The organism is Flavobacterium sp. (assembly GCF_046155325.1).
Lineage (GTDB): Bacteria > Bacteroidota > Bacteroidia > Flavobacteriales > Flavobacteriaceae > Flavobacterium.
Window position 1 is genome coordinate 26,915 of record NZ_JBJXDQ010000155.1, and the last position, 15,075, is coordinate 41,989.

Consider the following 15,075-nt stretch of genomic DNA (forward strand, 5'->3'; position numbering starts at 1 on the left):
TTTGTGTTTAAAAATTTAACCTAAAAGTCTTTCGTTTTTTATGCATAACAGGTTGAAAATTTTTCCATAGTAATTGTACTTTACTGTTTTCCTCCAATTCTGGATTTGTTTCAATATATTTAATACCACGTTTGGTAAAAACTTTGTGCATTTCTCTGAAAACAATCGCAGCAACTCCTTTGTTTTGGTATTCAGGATCAACACCGATGAGATATAATTCAGCATATTCGTTTTTGCGCATCGCATTTAATAAATGCAAAAATCCAAAAGGAAATAGATTGCCATTGGCTTTTTGAAATGCTTTCGAAAATGATGGCATTGTGATGCCAAAAGCAACCAATTTACCATTTTTGTCAATCGCACAATTAATAAAATCAGGATGAATGAAGGAAATATATTTTTCTTTGTAATGGTCAATTTGAAATTGCTGAATGGGTACAAACGATTCTAATTCGGCATAGGATTTATTGAGTAATCCAAACATTTCATCTACATAGGGTAAAATGGCTTTAGATGTTTTAAATGTCAATGCCTTTAATTGGTAGCGTTTTTCGATTAATTCTGATAACGGTCCAAATTTATCCATATGAATATTTTTGAACTCAATTTTATATTCATGCCATTCTGACTCTTTAGTGAAACCTAATTTTTGGAGATGTTCAGGGTAATATTCATAATTATAAATCCCTATCATTGTGGCCAATTGATCGAATCCATGGGTTAGCATTCCTGCCTTATCCATATTCGAAAAACCTACTGGACCTTCGATATATTCGAGGTTATTAGCTTTGCCAATTTCGGCTACATTGTTAATTAAGGCTTTTGTAACTTCAATATCATCAATAACATCAAACCAACCGAAACGCATTTTTAATTTTTTTTGCTCCTTGGTTTCTACCCAATTTATAATAGCTGCAATACGCCCAACAATGATGTTATTTTTATAGGCTAAAAAAAACTGGGCTTGTACCGATTCAAAAACAGGATTTTGTTTATCAAAACTTTTAAGTTCGTCTTTGATAAGAGGTGGCACCCAAAAATCATTGTTTTTATATAGAGAAAAAGGAAATTTTATAAATTTTTTTAATTCACTTTTGGTGATGGCTTCTTTTATAATTATCATTCTGAATTTACGATTTAGTTTTTCAATTTTCTTATTTTATACTATTAACTCTTATTTTTTTAGAAGGATTTCCTGGTAAAATAACTTCTTTGTAATTGGCATCATAGCGCCAAGAAAAGCCAAATCCACCATAAAGTATTGCGGGTGTGTTTTTTAAACTAGTACTGATTGAGGCATCAATTTGCATGTTTTTAGAAAGTAAATAGGCTGCTCCACCACGAATAATAGCGTCGCTATAAAAATCACTTTTAAAACCTTGATTCTCTATGAATCCCGACCATTTGGGGTTGAAACCTCTAGTTAAAGTTGCTATAAAGCCATAACTCGGAAAATCGGTGCCTATATAATCTGCGATGATATTGGTCACAAAAACCCATCTTCCTCCATCAAATTGATTTTGTGTAATCAATATGATTTTTGGACTAATACTAGCTTCGGGAGAGAAAGCATACGGGCTATCAGAGAATATCATGTTTGCCCCAAAAAATGCTGATACAGAAGGTATTAATTTGTCCCATTTGAATCTTTTATTGGCTTTCCAACTATCTATGTATACTTTTTCTTTGTAGTTTTTGTATCGGTCATAAATCAAATATTTTGCACCAAAAATAGTTTGTTTTAAGCCCGATCTGTCAGGGTAAATTAACGAAGGATTTAATTTTTCATATTGATATTGAAGGTCAGCAAATAATTCTAGTTTTTCTCTAAAAAAGCCAAAACGTAAAGTCATATCCAATCCGAAACCATTGGCGTCATAATTTAAAACAGCGTGTTTTTCTTGAATGCCATATATCCCAGTTTCAACTTGAATTACTGATTTACCAACTGAATATGCCGACATCGTTTCGCCAGGTCTATTAGAGTTTATTTGGTCTGTATATTGACTATAATGTATAGTTGGGATACTAAGTAAAGTTGTAGCTAATAGGGTTTTGATTTTGAACATGATGTTTTTGTTTACTTAAAAAGTGATAATGCTTTTTCAAATGTACTATATTTTATTATTTATTTAAGAAGGATAGTTTAATTTTGAACGATGGAATTGTTAATTTTGAAAAAAATTATTTGATTATGCAAACAGCTTCTTTTAATGGTTTTATAAAGACTTTATTTTACTTTATTGCTTTTTATTATATTTTTAAATTTTTGGCAAAATTATTTTTACCATTATTGATAAAAAAAGTTGTAGAAAAGGCAGGTGAGAATTTTCAACAACAATATCAAAACACTCAAGATAAGGCTTGGAATAAAACTACAAATAATGACGAAATTAGTAATGATAAAACCAAGTCTAAAAATCCTCGTGAAACAAAAAAAGTTGGGGAATATGTTGATTATGAAGAATTAGAATAAAAGCCCTATAACCTCAAAGCTAGTTGAATCCTCTTCTAGAAACATTAATATCTAGATACCACAAACCCAAAGCCATAAACTCAAAACCGATTTAATGAAACAACTTCAAAAGTTTTATCCACATGCTTTAGCCATTTTAGGTTTTTTACTTGTTTCTATAATTTACTTTTATCCAGTTTTGCAAGGGAAAAAGATTTTCCAATCCGATATTGCGCAATATACAGGGATGGCAAAGGAACAAATTGATTTTAGAGCTACCGAACATCAAGAACCCTATTGGACAAATTCTGCCTTTGGCGGAATGCCAACCTATCAATTAGGGGCCAAATATCCTCACGATTATATTGGTGTACTTGATGATGCAATTCGTTTTTTACCTCGTCCAGCTGATTATTTGTTTTTGTATTTTATAGGTCTATACGGTTTACTTTTAGTTTTAAAAGTAGATCCACTCAAAGCATTTTTTGGTGCAATAGCTTTTGGTTTTTCAACTTATTTAATCATTATTTTGGGAGTGGGGCACAATGCCAAAGCTCATGCTATTGGGTATATGCCATTAGTAATTGCAGGGATTATGTTAGTCTTTCAAAAAAAATATATTTTGGGTGGATTACTAACTATGTTTGCTGTTGCATTAGAGATTAATGCCAACCATTTTCAAATGACCTATTACTTATTGATTTTCTTATTGATTTTATCTAGTTATTTTATTTTTCAGGAACTCAAAGAGAAAGAATATAAATCGCTTTTATCTTCTTTTGGAGTTTTAGCAATAGCTGGAATTTTTGCAATTGGTGCTAATGCTACTAATTTATTAGCTACAGCCGAATACACGGATTTTAGTACAAGAGGTAAAAGTGAATTGACAATTAATGCCGATGGTACGAATAACGATGGAAAAACTTCCCTTACAAAGGATTATATTACTGAATACAGTTATGGTATAATGGAAAGTTTCAATCTTATTGCGCCACGACTTTTTGGTGGATCAAACAGTGAAGCTTTAGGTCAGGAAAGCGAAATGTATAATTTTATGATTGGTCAAGGAGTTCCCGAAGCTCAAGCAAATGATTTTGTTTCTGCAATGCCAACATACTGGGGTGATCAGCCTATTGTTGCCGCTCCTGCATATATTGGAGTTGTAGTTTTCTTTTTGGGTATTTTAGCTTTGTTTACGGAAAAAAGAAAAATAAAATATGTGTTCCTTTCTGGTGTTATTGTTTCATTATTACTTTCTTGGGGTAAAAATTTTGCATTATTGACGGACTTTTTTATAGATACCATCCCACTATACAATAAGTTTAGAGCCGTTTCTTCTATTCAAGTGATTTTGGAATTGTGCTTTCCTGTATTAGCTATTTTGGGTTTACAATCATTTTTCAAATTAGAAAATCAAGAACAAAAAAAAGGTTTATTACAAGCTGGAACATTTAGTTTTGGCATTATTGTTATTTTATTTTTATCAAAAGGAATGTTTAGTTTCTCGGGAGGAAGTGATGCTTATTTTTTAGAAAGCTATGGACCAGGATTTGTAGATGCGCTTAAATTGGATAGAAAAAGTTTGTTTAGTGCCGATTTGCTTCGTTCTGGTTTCTTTATTTTGTTGGTATCTGGAGTTTTATGGTTCTTTATCAAAAATAAATTGGCTCAAAATACTGCCATAATTATAATTGGATTACTTATGATTTTTGATTTATTTTTTGTGGATAAAAAATATGTATCGGGCAAAGATTTTGTAAACGCTAGAGAAGTAGAAGTTCCTTTTCAGGAAACGCCTGCAGATTCACAAATATTGCAGGACACCACACATTATCGTGTTTTTGAGGTCGATGGCAATATGTCAAGTGCCAGAACATCCTATTTTCATCAATCTATTGGTGGGTACAGTGCGGTAAAACCTCGAAGAATGCAACAATTGTTTGATTGCCAAATTGCTAAAAATAACATGGAAGTTTTGAACATGTTGAATGTGAAATATGTCATTCAAACCGATACTTCGGGTGTTTCTGTTCCAGCTCAAAACCCAAATGCTAACGGTAATGCTTGGTTTATCAAATCTTTGAAAACGGTAAGTTCAGCCGATGCTGAAATGAAAGCCTTGAATGATTTGGATACAAAAAATGTTGCGGTTAAGAGTAAAGATAAAAACCATAAAAATTTTGAATTGTCTTTACCATTCCAATCAGATAGTTTAGCATTAATGCAATTAATATCTTATAAGTCAAACCATTTAAAATATGTTTCAAATAATAAATATCTTGGTTTTGCTGTTTTTTCTGAAATGTATTATAAAAACGGCTGGAAAGCCACTATAGACGGAAAAGAAACTGAAATTTTTAGAGTAAATTATGTACTGCGAGGATTGCAAATTCCAGCAGGAAATCACAAAATAGAGTTTAAATTTGAGCCGAAAGTGGTAAAAACAGGAAGTTTAATTGCATTAATAAGCTCAGTTGGAATGTTATTTTTATTGATTGGCGGAATTTATTTTGAGAACAGAAAAAAGAGTTAAAAATAGATAAAGTTAATTTTGTAAATTTGAGTTATTATTTTTTAAAATATGAAATGAGCATAATCGATAAACGCTTAATAACGCCAAAGATGATGTGCGAATTACATATTGCAAAAAAAACAATAGATATTAACATATGAAAGCAACTACATTAAATCACGCGCATCCTTCTATAATGGAAGCCAGATATATAGAAGAGATTAGAAAGATGTCACCACAACAACGTTTTGAAAAATTGATGGCTATTATTGAAATTTCTTATCTTTTGAAAACCGCAAAAATAATATCAAAATAATTCAATGAATAGTCAACTAGTAGAGATTTGGAAATACTTGGCTTCAAATAAAGTTAAATATTTGACTATTGGCGGGTTTGCTGTAAATATCTATGGCTATGGACGAAATACGGGTGACATAGATATTTTTATAGAAGATTCAGTAAAAAATCGGGAAAATTTAAGATTAGCCCTAAAACAGTCGGGAATAGGTGATTTTAAAAATATGAGTACAATGCAATTTATTCCTGGCTGGACGGATATTACATTGAATTTTAATTTGAGATTGGATATTATGACTTCGGTTAAAGGTTTAGAAAACAGCTCCTTTGAACAACTTTTAGAAAAAGCTTATATCGTAGAAATTAATGGCGTCCAAGTTTATTTTTTAGATTACGAGAGTTTAATTATTGCAAAAAGAGCAGCGAACAGATTAAAAGATCAATTGGATATTGAAGAGTTGGAGAAACTGAATAATAGAAATATAAATTAATATTATGAAGGCATTATTCAGGTTAAAATCGTTTCAAAAGGTGTTTTTTTTTATGTTCTTGATAGGATTCATAATAGGGGTTTTGTATGGAATACATATTTTTATAAATAAACTAAGATATTATTCTATAATTCCATTTTTACCAGTTTTATATATCGTTACAAAAGGATTGTATAAAAACATTCCATTCTTAATCAATGACTTTAGGTCAATTTATGTGAAACAATAAATATTGAAACCAAAAAAAATTCTCATTATAACTTATTATTGGCCTCCAGCTGGCGGACCAGGTGTTCAACGTTGGTTGAAATTCGTGAAATATTTACCAGATTTTGGCGTTCAGCCAATTGTCTATATTCCGGAGAATCCAACTTATCCAATTGTTGACGAGAACTTGGTGAAAGAAGTTTCAGATAAAGCGATTATTCTCAAACACAAAATCTTTGAACCGTATCAACTGGCTTCGTTTCTTTCGAAGAATAAAACCAAAGAAATCAGTTCTGGAATTATTCCAAATCAAAAAAAACAGTCTTTTCTGGATAAAGTATTTCTCTGGATTCGAGGCAATCTTTTTATCCCAGATGCCCGTTTTTTTTGGGTAAAAACTTCGGTGGCTTTTTTAGAAGAATACATTTCTGAAAATGAAATTGACACAATTGTCACTTCAGGACCGCCACACAGTTTGCACCTGATTGGGCTACAATTGAAACAAAAACTTGATCTTAAATGGTTTGCTGATTTTCGAGATCCTTGGACAACTATTGGCTATCATAAATCCTTGCGATTGTCGAGCTATGCTGCAAAAAAACACAAAGCATTGGAACGCCAAGTTTTGAATACTGCCGACACAATTATTGTTACCAGCAAAACTACTAAAACTGAATTTCAATTGATTACCACCAAGCCGATAGCCGTAATTACCAATGGTTATGATACGGAAAAAGTCGAGAAACAAGCTTTGGATAGCAAATTTTCTTTGGCACACATTGGTTCCTTTCTTTCCGAGAGAAATCCGAAAGTGTTATGGGAAAGTTTAGTAGAATTGCTTCATGAAATTCCGGATTTTAAATTGCATTTGGAAATTAAACTAATTGGCGCGGTAAGTCAGGAAGTTTTGGAAACCATTTCTGGTTTTGGATTAAATCCGTATTTGAATAATTTAGGATATGTTTCTCATTCCGAAGCGATTGCTTATCAAAGAAAATCACAGGTGCTGTTGCTTATAGAAATCAATTCAGAAGACACCAAAAGTATTATTCCTGGGAAATTATTCGAATATATGGTTTCAGAAAGACCCATAATTGCCATTGGTCCAAAAGGTTCTGATTTTGCCGAAATCATAACCAATACCAACACAGGAGTATTCTTTGATTATTCTGATAAAGTAAAACTAAAAAGCGTACTTTTGGATTTTTACAATCAATTTTTGGAGGGAAACCTACAATCAAATGGAGTAGGATTACAACACTTTTCGAGGAGAAATTTGACCGATAAATTAGCACAACTTCTAACCTCTAACTTCTAACTTTATCAATGGGAATAGTATTAAATCAATCTTTAAAGAATACAATAATAACTTATATTGGATTTGGGATTGGTGGTATAAACACTATTTATTTTTATCCTGTTTTTCTAGGAGCAACGTATTATGCATTAACAAATTATGTTCTTTCTAGTGCTAATGTTATTATGCCTTTGTTTGCTATTGGAATGCAAAACACGCTTGTAAAATTCTATTCTCAATATAATACTAATGAAGAAAGATCTCGGTTTTTGTCGTTCACCGTTTTGTTCCCATTGCTAATTATTATTCCTATTTTAGTATTAGGCTTTTTCTTTTATGATGAAATTCTATACTTTTTATCCAAAAAAAACAGCATTGTTAAAATTTATATTTGGTTAATACCTTTTATTGGATTGTGTATGGCTTATTTCGAAATTTTTTATGCATGGTTGCGGGTTCACATGCATTCAGTTTTTGGAAATTTTATAAAAGAAGTAGTATTACGTTTGTTATCTTCTTTGTTAATGATTGGCGTTTATTATAAAATGATTTCAGTTGAGGGTTTTGTTTATGCTACAGCTTTTGTTTACTTTTTAGCTTTGTTAATAACCATGTTTTATGCATTTCATATACAAAAACCTGTTTTTCAATTTTCTATTCCTGATAATGCAAAAGAAATTTTAGTTTATACATTTTATATTATTTTGTCAGGTAGTGTGGCCAATTTACTTTTGGATGGTGATAAAATGATTTTGAACCAATACATGAAAATTGAGAATATCGCCTATTACTCTGTTGCTACTTATATCGCTTTAGTTATATCTGTTCCAAGTCGTGCTATGCACCAAATTGTGTATCCAATTACGGCAAAATTGATGCATGAAAATAAGCATGATGATATGAATATCTTATATAAAAAAACATCGATAAACCTTCAAGTTGTAGGAGGTTTTGTGATGCTTGGTATTTTTGTCAATATCAATCAATTGTATGAATTAGTTCCTGATGAATATAAAGGAGGAATTCCTGTTGTTTTTATGATTGGATTGTCTAAATACTTCGATTTAATTTTAGGGAACAATAATGCTATAATCTTTAACACAAAATATTATCGAGCTGTATTATTTCTTGGGGTGCTTTTAGTGGTATTGACTGTAGTTTTAAATATGATTTTCATTCCAATTTACGGAATTATTGGTTCTGCTTTTGCAACCTTATTATCAATAACTTTATATAGTTTGGCCAAATTACTTTTCGTAGTAAAGCGTTTAGATTTGTATCCATTCACAAAACAAACTATACATTCTTTAGTACTTACTTTAGTTTTATTTCTAGTGTTTTACTTCTGGGAATTTCCTTTTTATCCTATAATTTCAATAATTTTAAAATCTATTTTGGTAATAATCACTTATGTTTATTTAAACTATAAGTTTGTTATTTCTACAGAAATTAACGAAGTGATGGATACGATTTTAAGAAAAATGAAATTTATTAACTAATATATTTTAATATAAATTTTGATATTTTGAAGGATTTACTTCATTCATCATAGCATATACTTTTTCGAAAACATCTTCGGTCGAAGGTTTCGAAAAATAATCACCATCAGTACCATAAGCTGGTCTATGTGCTTTTGAAGTTAGTGTTTGTGGTTTACTATCTAAATATTGATAACCATCATATGTGTCTACAATTTGTTGTAAAATAAATGCTGAAGCTCCACCCGGAACATCTTCATCAATAACTAATAATCTATTTGTTTTAGCAATACTTTTTACAATATCTTTATTTATGTCAAATGGAAGAATTGATTGAATATCAATGATTTCACAATCTATACCAATTTCTAATAACTCTTTTGCCGCGCGTTCTACTAAACGCAGCGTAGAACCATAGGATACTAGAGTAATGTCAGTTCCTTTTTTGATAGTTTCAACTACTCCAATTGGTGTTTTAAATTCGCCAAAATTCAATGGCATTTTTTCTTTTATTCTGTAACCGTTTAAACATTCAATAACTAAGGCTGGTTCATCACTTTCCATCAAAGTGTTGTAAAATCCTGCCGCTTTAGTCATATTTCTTGGGACTAAAACATGGATTCCTCTAATTGCATTAATGATCATTCCCATTGGAGAGCCAGAATGCCAAATCCCCTCTAGACGATGTCCACGGGTTCTTATGATTAATGGCGCTTTTTGTTTTCCAACGGTTCTGTATTGTAATGTTGCTAAATCATCGCTTAGAATTTGAATCGCGTACAACATATAATCCAAATATTGAATTTCGGCAATAGGGCGTAATCCTCTTAGCGCCATTCCAATTCCTTGACCTATAATTGTAGTTTCTCTAATGCCTACATCGGCGACACGAAGCTCACCAAATTTTTCTTGTAATCCTTCCAAACCTTGATTAACATCACCAATGTTTCCTGCATCTTCACCAAAAATTAATGATTCAGGATATTTTGTAAAAATGGCATCAAAATTATCTCTAATAATCATTCTGCCATCCGTATCTTCTATTGCATCTTCTTCATAAACGGGTAAAACTTCTTGAGTAGAAAATACATTTGAACTCGATTCAGAGTGTAAATTGCTATTGAATTTTGGAGCTGTTTTCGCAATGTATTTTAAAATCCAATTTGATAATTCTGGCTTTGCAGATTCATTAATTACCAATCGCAATACTTTACGGGCAGTTACTAGTATTTCTTTTTTGAAAGGGTTTTTAATACTATCTAAATCAGAAGCATATTTTAGTATTTGATCTTTATTTTTACTCTCAGATGCTATTTTTACTAACAAAGAAACCAATTCTTTTTGTTCTTCAATAATTGGTTCAATAAATGCTTTCCAAGCTGCTTTCTTACCTTCTAAAACCTCTTTTTTAGTTTCTATATCAATGGCTTCAATTTCTTCTGGCGAAGCAATATTGATGGCGATCATCCATAATTTCATTTGGCGTAAGCAGTCATACTCTTTTTCCCAAGCCAATCGAGTAGCACTTTTATATCTTTCGTGTGAACCTGAACTGGAGTGTCCTAGTGGCTGTGTCAATTCTTCAACGTGAATTAAAACGGGAGTATGTCTTTCACGAGCTAATTCAGCTGCTTTTTCATAGGTAGCAATTAAATCGGCATAGTCCCAACCTTTAACTTTTAGTATTTCGATACCATTGGTATCATCTTCTCTTTGGTACCCTTTTAATATTTCTGATATACTTTCCTTAGTAGTTTGGTGTTTTGCATGTACAGAGATTCCGTATTCATCATCCCAAACACTTAAAACCATAGGAACTTGTAATACACCAGCAGCGTTAATGGTTTCAAAAAAAACACCTTCAGTTGTGCTGGCATTTCCAATGGTTCCCCAAGCAATCTCATTTCCATTATTTGAGAATTTTTCACTATTGGTAATGCCTGGTAATTCTCTATAAATTTTTGAAGCTTGTGCGAGTCCAAGTAATCTGGGCATTTGAGCAGCTGTTGGAGAAATATCTGCACTTGAATTTTTTTGTTTGGCTAAATTTTTCCAGCTACCATCTTCATGTAAGCTGTGTGTGACAAAATGACCTCCCATTTGTCTGCCTGCCGACATAGGTTCTTGAGCTATATCTGTGTGTCCATAAAGACCTGCAAATAATTGTTGGATTGATAATTCCCCAATAGCCATCATAAAAGTTTGATCTCTATAATAACCTGATCGAAAATCACCGTTTTTAAAAAATTTTGCCATTGCCAATTGTGGCACTTCTTTTCCGTCACCAAAAATTCCAAATTTAGCCTTACCAGTTAAAACTTCTTTTCGTCCCAAAAGACTACATTCTCGACTTCTAATAGCTATTTTGTAGTCATTCAAAATTTCAGTTTTGAAATCCTCAAATGTCAAGGCAGTAGTTGTTTTTTCTTCTATCATTTTGGAAGTGGTGATATTCAAGCTGCAAATTTACTTAAAATCTTAATATTTTCATAATATACTGTAAAAATAGAATTTAATTTTTGCTAAACTATTTTTGAATATTTATAAATTTATTGAATTTAATATATTGATTTGTATATTTTTTGTAAAATAGTTTAATGCAAAGTTGTTTTAAGTAAAATTAAAACCATTTTCGAGTAAATAGTGTTGTTAATGTTTTTGGACTAAATGTAACCATAAAACGTATTTTCTCGGAATAGTTTGACTGTCCAATTTCCCAACCATTATTTGAATATATTGGAAAGTATAACTCGAAGTAATCTGGAACTAAATTCAATCGAATTCCACTGTCATAAATAAATTTTTCTTTTATAAATAAATTTTTCAATAAACCAAAATCGCTATAAGCTTCAACCCAATTCCATATAGAAAAGCTATTATTGAAAGTTGTAATCCATTGATTTGCAAAAGGATTTTTAAGTTTTGATTTAAACCCGCCTTCGGCTTCTATATATTGCTGACTATAAATTCCTGTACTTTCTGACCTTCCAAAAAAGTTATAATCAAAAAGATAGTCGGTAGGTCGATCGGTAGCAAAACTAAAAAAATCTGAATCAGTCTTATTATAAAGGAAACTCCCAGTGAATAACCGAATTTTTAATTGCCTATTATCTTCAAAAAGTTTACGATATTCTATTTGACCCGATACTTTCCCGAATTTATTAGCCAATTGAAAATCGGTTACAAAACTTAAATGATTGGTGATTTCAGTTTTTGTATTGATATATTTCAAATTAAAAACCGAATAGTTTTCCTCGGAAGTATTGGTAATCAAAGAACTCTTTTCTCGGTTTACAGTGACATAACGTGCTAATATTATTTGTTTGTGATTGTCTCTAAAATTGGTTTCTCTAAAATGAAATTGTATTGCAGGATTTATTTTTAAATAACTAGCATCTTTCGCATAATGAAAATAAGATCCACTTAGGGAATATCTTATGTTAAATAAATTACTATTTCTTCTAAACTGATTGACAAAAAATAAAGCAGAGCCAGTTAACGATTTAGAAGTTGTTGAATAAGCAGGGTTGATATCAAAGTTAAAGGGTTTGTCTAATATTGTTCTATTGTGTAGTCTCATACCAGGTGAGATTCCATCATATAAATTGTATCCTATTGAGGGAACATATAAAATTTGATTGTAATTTGGATCTTCAAAATCCTTCATAAAAACAAATTTGATAGGTTTGTTGTTTGGGAAAAAGCCATCTGTTTTTAAGAAATTATTTCTTAAATTAAATTCGGGTACTTCATTCTCATAATTCAAAACGAGTCTATCAATCCCTTTTCTTTTATATGAAAAAGTACTGTCTGTATTTTTTGGATATAGCCATTCTTTAAAAACGATTTTATCTTTGTTTAATCCATATATAGCAATTGGAACTTTTATATTAGTTTTGTTATTCAACGAAAAATGGATACTATCTTTTGTTTTTGAAAAATTAGAAATCTTAAAATCAATGATGTCACGGGAGTCAATCATAGTTTTAAAAAACCAACTTATATCTTTTTTAGTATTAAACTTTAAAATTGTTTCAAAGTCTTTTTGACTAGTTTGTTGGTCTTTATTTTGATTATAAAAATCTAAAATACTTTTATTAACAGCATTTTCTTCAAGGTATTTAGAAAGGTATTTTAAACACAAACCAGCTTTGTATTTCCCAGCAATTTGTTCGTTAAACTTGATTAGTTGATTCTTAGAACTACCTAAAGCTTGATCCAGGTTTTTTCTAGCCATCAGCATATAGAAATAACTATACTGCTGGTTAAAATTCAATTGAGTTTGGCAGTAATTTTTTAAAGCACCAATTTCCGAAATTCTCCCCATCATTTTGCTTTCGGGGTAGTATTCATCAATATATTTCAACATCATATAGACTTGAATTCCGTCATAAATCCAATTGTCTTTTCTGGGATCTAATTTCAAGCTATATTTGAGATAATTGTTTAAATAAGTCTTTAAAAATTTGATTTCAAAAACAAAATCATCACTAAAAGGCCTTAAAAAAGAAGGTAATTGGTTTAAACCATAAAATGGATTTCGATCATAATCTACCTCAGAAACAGTTATTTTCTCATGAGGATATTTTCCAATATAGCGTTCTGTAAAATCTATTATGTTGTTGATAATAATGGCTTTTTCAATGTCATTTATTTTTTTCTCTTTTAAGTTAGTAACAACTTCAATTGAGTTGTTTTTAAAATTGCTAAAGCTTAATTTTGATTCTAAATAAATATTAAAATCAGTTCTGTTTTTGCCGTTTAATTCGTAAATAAACGAGTTTTCTATTGGTAATTTATTGGATATATTTAAATCCGAAATGAGTTCTATGTTTTTTGGAGTTTTTATTCTAATATCAAAATCTGATATACCATTTGCAATATCATCTAGATTATTGTTGTTGTATTGTACAAAAGCATGATTTTCATATCTCGATGGAGTTAAAAACCAGTTTTTGAGAATTATTTTTTCATTATCAACATATCCATACCGCGTAAATTTATTACTTGGAATCTTTACAATATAGGAGAGTACTAATTTTATTTTTGTATTAGGTGCTAATCTTTGTTTTAATTCAATAATTACCAAATCGGGGTTATTTGCTGTTCTTTTCCAAACCAAAGGAATTTTATCAGTGTTTTCTATTGAAATAATTTTGGTAAATCCTCTTTCTTCTTCATTTGAAAAATGAAAACCTCTATAAAATTCATCTGAAAATCGTTTCGCTAAAGGTGAGTTTTTTGAAGAATAGGCATTGTTCCAATCATTTAAAACTATATAGCTTATTGTATCTTTTGATTGATTGTAAAACTCTATTTCTTGATTTACTATTAGCGTTTTATTGTCTAATTTGACTTCAACATGAATTTGAGAATGATGTTGTGCATATTGTTTAGAAGCTAAAAACAACAGCCATAGTAATACAATAATTTTAAAGTTTGGTTTCAATTAGTTAGTTTAAATATTTTAAAATAAATACAATTTATAATCTAAAAATTCGGTGATAAATCGTATTTTTTATAAAATTTATCTAAGGCTTCAACTACCTCATCTGCAGTATCAACAATTTTAAATAAATCTAAATCTTCAGGACTTACGGTTTTCTCTTGTTCTACTAAGACAATTTTTATCCACTCTATTAATCCTGACCAAAAAGAGCTTCCAACTAATATTATTGGGAATTTTCCAATTTTTTTTGTTTGAATTAAAGTTAAAGCTTCAAACATTTCATCTAAGGTTCCAAAACCACCAGGCATCACAACAAAACCTTGAGAATATTTAATAAACATGACTTTTCTAACAAAAAAATAATCAAAGTTTAGGTTTTTATCAGGGTCAATATACGAATTAAAATGTTGCTCAAAAGGCAGCTCTATATTTAATCCAACTGAGGTTCCTTTGCCTAAATGTGCTCCTTTATTTCCAGCCTCCATGATTCCGGGGCCACCTCCAGTAATTATACCATAGCCAGCTTTACTTATTTTGTAGGCAATTTTTTCAGCTAAAATATAATATGGATTATTATGCTCTGTCCTTGCCGAACCAAAAATTGTGACACAAGGCCCAATTCTTGCCATGGTTTCAAAACCATTAACAAACTCTGACATGATTTTAAATATTGCCCAACTATCATTGGCACGAACTTCATTCCATGTCTTTCTTTTAAACTTATTTTGGATGACTTTTTCGTCATCATGTTCAAAATCTTCTAATCTCATTTTGTTTATATTTTATACTAATATAAATCTTTTTTTAAAAATTGAGCGGTGTAACTTTTTTTATTTTTAATAATTTCTTCCGGTGTTCCTTTGGCAACAACCATTCCACCACCTTTTCC

Annotated in this window: 11 protein-coding genes; 6 read left to right on the plus strand and 5 right to left on the minus strand. The window is 30.5% G+C overall.

The window, feature by feature from the left end:
- Nucleotides 1-7 precede the first annotated feature (7 nt).
- A complete protein-coding gene (locus ACKVOD_RS10790) occupies nt 8-1,123 on the minus strand; it encodes a GNAT family N-acetyltransferase (protein WP_409209477.1) in 1,116 nt (371 codons plus the stop codon).
- A 31-nt stretch (nt 1,124-1,154) separates the two neighbouring features.
- Nucleotides 1,155-2,069: a transporter gene (locus ACKVOD_RS10795; RefSeq protein WP_409209478.1), complete on the minus strand. Its 915-nt coding sequence runs from the start codon at nt 2,067-2,069 to the stop codon at nt 1,155-1,157.
- A gap of 200 nt (nt 2,070-2,269) precedes the next feature.
- Here ACKVOD_RS10795 and ACKVOD_RS10800 point away from each other — a divergent pair, with 200 nt between their 5' ends.
- The 6 genes from ACKVOD_RS10800 (at nt 2,270) to ACKVOD_RS10825 (ending at nt 8,758) form a co-directional block, all read left to right on the plus strand.
- Complete coding sequence (locus ACKVOD_RS10800) at nt 2,270-2,476, plus strand: DUF4834 family protein (RefSeq protein ID WP_409209479.1); 207 nt, start codon at nt 2,270-2,272, stop codon at nt 2,474-2,476.
- Nucleotides 2,477-2,570: 94 nt separating this feature from the next.
- Nucleotides 2,571-4,988 carry a YfhO family protein gene (locus tag ACKVOD_RS10805; protein ID WP_409209480.1) on the plus strand — a complete coding sequence of 806 codons (2,418 nt, stop codon included), beginning with the start codon at nt 2,571-2,573 and terminating at the stop codon, nt 4,986-4,988.
- A 136-nt stretch (nt 4,989-5,124) separates the two neighbouring features.
- Nucleotides 5,125-5,283 carry a hypothetical protein gene (locus ACKVOD_RS10810; RefSeq protein WP_409209481.1) on the plus strand — a complete coding sequence of 53 codons (159 nt, stop codon included), beginning with the start codon at nt 5,125-5,127 and terminating at the stop codon, nt 5,281-5,283.
- Between the two features lie 4 nt (nt 5,284-5,287).
- On the plus strand, nt 5,288-5,755 hold the full coding sequence (locus ACKVOD_RS10815; RefSeq protein ID WP_409209482.1) for a nucleotidyltransferase: 468 nt from the start codon (nt 5,288-5,290) through the stop codon (nt 5,753-5,755).
- Nucleotides 5,756-5,987: 232 nt separating this feature from the next.
- Nucleotides 5,988-7,280, plus strand: a complete 1,293-nt coding sequence (locus ACKVOD_RS10820) for a glycosyltransferase family 4 protein (RefSeq protein ID WP_409209483.1) — start codon at nt 5,988-5,990, stop codon at nt 7,278-7,280.
- An 8-nt stretch (nt 7,281-7,288) separates the two neighbouring features.
- Complete coding sequence (locus ACKVOD_RS10825; protein WP_409209484.1) at nt 7,289-8,758, plus strand: lipopolysaccharide biosynthesis protein; 1,470 nt, start codon at nt 7,289-7,291, stop codon at nt 8,756-8,758.
- A gap of 6 nt (nt 8,759-8,764) precedes the next feature.
- Here ACKVOD_RS10825 and ACKVOD_RS10830 read toward each other — a convergent pair whose 3' ends face one another.
- From ACKVOD_RS10830 to ACKVOD_RS10840, 3 genes are all read right to left on the minus strand, one after another.
- Entirely contained in the window at nt 8,765-11,173 is a 2,409-nt protein-coding gene (locus ACKVOD_RS10830; protein WP_409209485.1) for a thiamine pyrophosphate-dependent enzyme, read from the minus strand.
- Between the two features lie 184 nt (nt 11,174-11,357).
- Nucleotides 11,358-14,186 (minus strand): aminopeptidase, encoded by a 2,829-nt coding sequence (locus ACKVOD_RS10835; protein ID WP_409209486.1) that lies wholly within the window; start codon nt 14,184-14,186, stop codon nt 11,358-11,360.
- A 41-nt stretch (nt 14,187-14,227) separates the two neighbouring features.
- Entirely contained in the window at nt 14,228-14,956 is a 729-nt protein-coding gene (locus ACKVOD_RS10840) for a TIGR00730 family Rossman fold protein (RefSeq protein ID WP_409209487.1), read from the minus strand.
- Nucleotides 14,957-15,075 lie beyond the last annotated feature (119 nt).

Coding starts and splice junctions, on each gene's coding strand:
- ACKVOD_RS10790 (WP_409209477.1), bottom strand. CDS start 1,123: ATGATAATTATAAAAGAAGCCATCACCAAAAGTGAATTAAAAAAATTT.
- ACKVOD_RS10795 (WP_409209478.1), bottom strand. CDS start 2,069: ATGTTCAAAATCAAAACCCTATTAGCTACAACTTTACTTAGTATCCCA.
- ACKVOD_RS10805 (WP_409209480.1), top strand. CDS start 2,571: ATGAAACAACTTCAAAAGTTTTATCCACATGCTTTAGCCATTTTAGGT.
- ACKVOD_RS10810 (WP_409209481.1), top strand. CDS start 5,125: ATGAAAGCAACTACATTAAATCACGCGCATCCTTCTATAATGGAAGCC.
- ACKVOD_RS10815 (WP_409209482.1), top strand. CDS start 5,288: ATGAATAGTCAACTAGTAGAGATTTGGAAATACTTGGCTTCAAATAAA.
- ACKVOD_RS10825 (WP_409209484.1), top strand. CDS start 7,289: ATGGGAATAGTATTAAATCAATCTTTAAAGAATACAATAATAACTTAT.
- ACKVOD_RS10830 (WP_409209485.1), bottom strand. CDS start 11,173: ATGATAGAAGAAAAAACAACTACTGCCTTGACATTTGAGGATTTCAAA.
- ACKVOD_RS10840 (WP_409209487.1), bottom strand. CDS start 14,956: ATGAGATTAGAAGATTTTGAACATGATGACGAAAAAGTCATCCAAAAT.